Below are 6,058 nucleotides of genomic sequence, written 5' to 3'. Positions count from 1 at the left end.
TGCGCGGTAACTCCTCAATTCCGCCTCCTCCGCGGACGTGCCATAGTGGAAGAACCATAAGCATGCTGACTACAGGAGGTCCCATGGGAGAGCGGCTCGTTGCTGACCTGATTGTCGAACGGCTCCAGGCCTGGGGAGTGCAGCGGATTTTTGGCTACAGCGGCGACGGCATCAATACCGTCCTTGGCGCACTCCGCCGGTCCGGAACGCCCCGGTTCGTTCAGGCCCGGCATGAAGAGAACGCCGCGTTTATGGCCGTGGGGCATGCCAAGTACACCGGTGAAGTCGGGGTGGTGCTTTCCACCCAGGGTCCGGGGGCGGTTCACCTGCTCAACGGCCTCTATGACGCGAAGCTGGACAGCGTCCCGGTGGTCGCCATCATTGGCCAGCAGTCCCGCACCGTGCTCGGCTCGGCCTACATGCAGGAAGTTGACCTGCTGAACCTCACCCGCGACGTCGCGTCCTCCTTCCGCCAGCAGGTCAACAGCCCGGAGCAGCTGCCCCTGGTACTGGACCGGGCGTTCAAGGCCGCGCTCGCGGACCGGGCTCCCGCCGTCGTCATCATCCCGCATGACATTCAGCAGGCTCCGGCGCCGGAGCTGGAGCAGGAACACGGCGTCCTGACCACCGCGCCGGTCTGGAGCCCGCCAACGCTGGTGCCTGCTCCGGCGGATCTCGAAAGGGCAGCGGCCCTGATTAACGACGGCGGCAAGGTGGCGCTGCTGGTCGGCCAGGGGGCGCGCGGTGCACGCGGCCAGGTCCGGGAACTGGCGGAGAAAATCGGCGCCGGGATCACCACCTCGCTGATGGGCAAGCCCTATGTGGATGAGTCGCATCCGCTCGCCGCCGGGGTGATGGGCCATCTGGGCACCAGCGCCAGCGGATTCGTCCTGGGGGAGTGCGATACCCTGGTGATCATCGGTTCCAATGACCCGTGGACCGAGTTCTATCCGCCGCCCGGGGCGGCCCGTGCGGTGCAGATCGATATCGATGCCGCTGCCATCGGCAACCGCTATCCGGTGGAAGCCGCCGTCACAGGAGACGCCGCCGCCACCCTCGAAGCCCTGCTCCCGCTCCTGGAACCCCGGCCGGAATCCGCCTGGCGGACCAGCGTGGAAGAGGCCGTGCAGCGCTGGCACCGGCTCGCCGCCGAACGCGCGGCAACACCCGCCCGGCCCGTGAACCCGGAGCTCGCGGTGCGTGAACTCAGCGATCGGCTGCCGTCCAACGCCCAGGTGGCTGTCGACGTCGGCAGCATCGTGTACTGGTACGCGCGCCAGCTGCGCCTCCCGGAGGGTGTGCCGGCGCATCTTTCGAGCACATTGGCCAGCATGGGCTGCTCGATCCCGTACGGGCTGGCGGCCAAACTCGCGGATCCGGCGCGTCCGGTGGTGGCGTTGACCGGGGACGGCGCCATGCAGATGGCCGGACTTTCGGAACTGATTACGGTGAGCCGGCTGTGGCCGCGCTGGACGGATCCCCGGTTTGTGGTGCTGGTGCTGCACAACAACGAACTGGCCGAGGTGACCTGGGAGCAGCGGGAGATGGAGGGGGACCCGCGTTTTGACCAGAGCCAAGCGCTGCCGGACTTCTCCTTTGCACGTTATGCCGAACTGCTGGGTCTGCAGGGGATTCTGGTCGATGATCCAGCCAAGATCGGTGCTGCCTGGAATGCAGCCTTAGATGCTGACCGGCCGGTCCTGATCGAGGTCCTGGCTGATCCGGATGTGCCGCTGCTTCCGCCGTTCCCCGCCGGGGAAGAGAAAGGCGGCACCATGATGGATGCCCTCCGCAAGGAAGGCCGGGATACCCAGCACGCCCGGGACCTGCTCGAAACCTACCTCCGCCAGGAGGAGGGGCTGAACCGCGGCCTCTAGTTCCCCGGCTCCGTCTCCTTCCCCGGCCCCGCGCCCGTCTCCTGTCCCGGCCCCGGCCCCGGCCCCGCGCCCGTCTCCTGTCCCGCGCCCGGCGCAGGCAGCTGCGGAACCGGCACAAAGCGCACAGTAGTGCCCGGGCGCAGCTGCGCCGCGAGGTCCAGGTCCCGTTCCTCGACGACGCCGATCACCGGATACCCACCGGTGACCGGGGCGTCGGCGAGGAACAGGATCGGCAGCCCCGAGGCCGGGATCTGGATGGACCCGGGCAGCACCGCCTCGCTGGCCAGTTCGCCGGTACGCCGGCCGGGGAGCGGGTCACCGCTGAAGCGGATGCCAACCCGGTTGGAATCGGTTCCCACTCTCCACCCCTGATCCGCGAACGCCTCCCTGCCGGCGGCGCTGAACCAGTCCTGGCGCGGCCCGGGGAGGTACCTCAGTTCCGCGTCCGCGCCGGGCAGCGGCGGCGGGATTTCGTGGAGCCCGACGGCGGCACCCGGATCAGCGCCGACGCTGAGCCCGGTGCCGGCAGCCAGCGGCTCCGGACCGAGCTTCGCCAGCGTATCCGTAGCCCGGCTGCCCAGCACCGGCGGGAAATTGAGCCCGCCGCGGAACGCCAGATAGCTGCGCAGCCCGGCCAGCGGCATGCCGAGGGACAGAACCTCTCCGGCGCGCAGCAGGAAGGGAACGTCCGGCAGCCCGGCACGCTCCGTCCCGCCGGCGGACAGCACGGACAGCGGGGCGTCCGCACCGGTAAGTGCCAGTACCAGGTCCCGTTCCGCCCGCAGCTCCAGCCCGCCGAAGAGGATCTCGAGCCCGGCGGCGTCCGGGTGATTGCCCGCCAGACGGTTGGCACGTGCCAGAGCGGACCGGTCGGCCGCGCCGGACGCCCCGACGCCGATGCTGCTGTAGCCGGCGCGCCCCTGGTCCTGCACGGTTGTCTGGGGACCCGGATAAACGACGACGGCGGCGGGCCGTGTGGCAGGCGCAGCGGCGGTTACGGCGGCAGGCGCAGTGTCGGGCGCAGCGGTGGTTACAGCGGCAGGCCCAGCTGCAGCTGGCCGTAATGGCCCGGGCATGCTGCCGGAGGAGACGGAAACATCTGCGCTGCCGGGTCGCGGACCGGCGTCCTCGGCCGGCCCGTGCCCGCTCAGGAGCTCAACGCGCCCGCGGACCGGACGGAACCGGACGCGGGTTCCCGGGACAATGAGGGCCGGGGCCTCCCGGTCAAGGTCCCAGAGCGGAGCCGATGTCCGGCCAATCAGCTGCCAGCCACCCGGCGAAGGGCCGGGATAAGCAGCGGAAAACGCTCCGGCGAGCGCGACGGCACCGGCGGGAACCCTGGTCCGCGGCACGTCCCGCCGGGGGACCTCCAGCCCAGGATCTCCGCCGGTGAGATAGGCAAAACCGGGCACGAATCCGCAGAACGCGGCCGTCCAAACAGAACCGCTGTGGGCCGCCGCAACCGCGCCGGCTGAGCCCAGCCCGGTGAGCCGGGCCACCTCGGCGAGGTCCTCGCCGTCGTACACGGTGTCCAGTTCCACCAGCGGTCCGGCTGCCGGGAAGGAACTGCCGGGGCCGGCCACCACGGGTTCGAGGGCAGCGAGCAGATCTGCGGTCTGCCGCATCTGCGCTGCGGCCGCCAGACGAATCAGCACGGTGCGCGCAGCGGGAATCACCTCCACCTGCCCGGGCAGGGGAGCTGCGAGCAGCCGGGCATGCAGGGCGGAGGCCGCCGGTGTGTCAGCGGTTTCGACCAGGAGCGCCCGGCTCCCTGCCTGCCGGATCCGCAGGGGCCAGCCACCGGAAGGTGCCCCTGCCCCGGGCAGCGCGGCTGTCCCGGAGCCGGGGGCTCGACCCGGGCTGCCGGCGTTAGATGAAGCTGGCAACGGTAACGCCGTGCTCTTCCAGCGCTGTCCGCACCGCCTGGCCCATCGCTACGGCGCCCGGCGTATCACCGTGGACGCAGATGCTCTCCGCAACCACATCGATCACCGTGCCGTCCACTGCCTGGATTTTGCCGTCCACGGCAAGCCGCAGCACATGATCGGTGATTTCGCCGAGGTCCTCGAGCACCGCGTCGGGCCGGGTCCGGGAGAGCAGGGTGCCGTCAGCGTTATAGGCGCGGTCCGCAAAGGCTTCGGCCACGGTCCGCAGGCCGGCCCCGCCCGCGAGCTTCTCCACCACCGAGCCGGGGAGGACAACCAGCGGAAGGTCCGGGCTCACCGCCAGGACGGCGTTGATGACGGCCTGGGCCTGCCGGGGATCGTGGGCGATTGTGTTGTACAGCGCGCCATGTGGTTTGACGTAGCTGACCCGGGTGCCGGCCGCCAGTGCCAGGGACTGCAGGGCACCGATCTGGTAAATGACTTCCCCGGTCAGCAGCTCCGGTTCCATGTCCAGGGCCCGCCGGCCAAATCCGGAAAGGTCCCGGTACCCCGGGTGGGCACCGACGGCGGTGCCGGCCCGGGCGGCGGAGAGGCATGCGGCATACATGGTGCCGGCGTCGCCCGCATGGAAACCGCAGGCCACATTCACGCTGGACACCGCGGAGATCATGGCGGCGTCGTCCCCCAGAGACCAGCGGCCAAAGGACTCCCCGACGTCGGCGTTCAGATCGATCGTAGTCATTGCCCTGTTCCGCCCTGTCCGGTCTTGTTCCTGTCCCACTGTGGTGTGGCATCCAGCCTTCCGTGTTCCGGTGCTTTGTTCAACATTTTTTGCAGTCCAAGGCTTCCGCCGGTTGGCGGGCCGGGTAAAAAGCTGGCGGCAAATAAAAAAGCGGTGCCCCGCCCATACCGGGAGGGGCACCGCCGACGTCCGATGCAGCAGCTACTGCCGCATCGGGGCACCGAGTTCCGCGGGTTCGTCGTCGTTGAAGTACGCCGACTCCGAGTGCGCGGCAAGGTCGATCCCCTGTACCTCGTGTTCCTCGGGGACCCGCAGCCCCATCACCAGGTCCAGGGCTTTGGCGATGACCCAGGTAAGGACGAAGGAGTACGCGAGCACCGCCACCGTGGCCACGGCCTGGATGCCGAGCTGGCTCCATCCGCCGCCGTAGAACACTCCGCTGACCCCGCCCGGCGCAGCGTCTGTAGCGAAGAAACCGATGAGCAGGGTGCCAATCACGCCGCCAACCAGGTGGACGCCCACGACGTCGAGTGAATCGTCATACCCCAGCCGGAACTTCCACTCGATCGCCAGGGAACAGACCAGCCCGGCAACCGCGCCGATCGCTACGGCGCCGAGCGGACTGACCGCGCCGCAGGCCGGAGTGATTGCCACCAGTCCAGCGATCAGGCCGGAGGCTGCGCCGAGAGTGGAGGAGCGTCCCAGCCGCAGCCGCTCCATCAGCGCCCAGCCCAGCAGCCCGGCGGCGGCGGCAACAGCGGTGTTCAGGAAAACCACGGAGGCAGTGTGGCCGGCACTCAGGGCCGATCCGGCGTTGAAACCGTACCAGCCGACCCACAGCAGGCTGGCACCCAGGATCACCAGCGGACGGTTGTGCGGGCGGCTGATGACCTGCGGCCAGCCGCGGCTCCGGCCGAGGACCAGGGCCAGGGCCAGCGCTGCGACGCCGGCGTTCATGTGGACGGCGGTCCCGCCGGCGAAGTCGATCGCGCCAAGGGTGTTTGCGATCCAGCCGCCGGTGACCGTGCCGTCCTGGTTGTCGAAGGCGAAGACCCAGTGCGCCACCGGGAAGTAGACCAGGGCAGCCCAGAGCCCGGCGAAGACCATCCAGGCCCCGAATTTCATCCGGCCGGCGGCGGCTCCGGCCACCAGGGCGGTGGTGACGCAGGCGAACATCAGCTGGAAGGCCGCGAAGAGCGCCACCGGGAGCGTGGCCGATGGATCATCGGTGAGCAGCTGCTCCAGGCCGAAGTATTCCAGCGGGTTTCCGAGCAGCCCCAGGGCTCCGAGGGAGTTGCCGAAGGCAGCCGAGTAGCCGAACAGTACCCAGAGCACAGCCACCAGGCTGGCGCTGCCGAAACACATCATCATCATGTTGAGGATCCGCCGGGACCCGACCATACCGCCGTAAAAGAAGGCGATGCCGGGGATCATGAGGCAGACCAGGGCCGAACTGGCCAGCAGCCAGGCAGTGTTTCCTGAGTCCATGAGCGAACTCCAATCCGGTTCGGGCCGGCGGGGCCGGTCGGGTGCTGGGGGGAAGGGGGAAGGGG

4 protein-coding genes are annotated in these 6,058 nt (G+C 69.4%); 1 reads left to right on the top strand and 3 read right to left on the bottom strand.

Annotated features, from left to right (window positions below):
• Window positions 1–83 precede the first annotated feature (83 nt).
• Window positions 84–1,877, top strand: a complete 1,794-nt coding sequence (locus tag H9639_RS04285) for a thiamine pyrophosphate-requiring protein (protein WP_191806913.1) — start codon at window positions 84–86, stop codon at window positions 1,875–1,877.
• Here H9639_RS04285 and H9639_RS04280 read toward each other — a convergent pair.
• The 3 genes from H9639_RS04280 to H9639_RS04270 form a co-directional block, all read right to left on the bottom strand.
• Window positions 1,874–3,763: a 5-oxoprolinase subunit B/C family protein gene (locus H9639_RS04280; protein WP_225219232.1), complete on the bottom strand. Its 1,890-nt coding sequence runs from the start codon at window positions 3,761–3,763 to the stop codon at window positions 1,874–1,876. The two genes, H9639_RS04285 and H9639_RS04280, sit on opposite strands and share 4 nt — an antisense overlap.
• Window positions 3,747–4,505 (bottom strand): LamB/YcsF family protein, encoded by a 759-nt coding sequence (locus H9639_RS04275; RefSeq protein WP_191806912.1) that lies wholly within the window; start codon window positions 4,503–4,505, stop codon window positions 3,747–3,749. The genes H9639_RS04280 and H9639_RS04275 overlap by 17 nt, the downstream gene beginning before the upstream one ends.
• A gap of 201 nt (window positions 4,506–4,706) precedes the next feature.
• On the bottom strand, window positions 4,707–5,993 hold the full coding sequence (locus H9639_RS04270) for an ammonium transporter (RefSeq protein WP_191806911.1): 1,287 nt from the start codon (window positions 5,991–5,993) through the stop codon (window positions 4,707–4,709).
• Window positions 5,994–6,058: the final 65 nt, after the last annotated feature.

This window comes from Arthrobacter gallicola (assembly GCF_014836775.1).
Lineage (GTDB): Bacteria > Actinomycetota > Actinomycetes > Actinomycetales > Micrococcaceae > Arthrobacter_B > Arthrobacter_B gallicola.
Note: the sequence above shows the minus strand (reverse complement) of the source record. Positions and strands in the feature narration are given on the sequence as shown.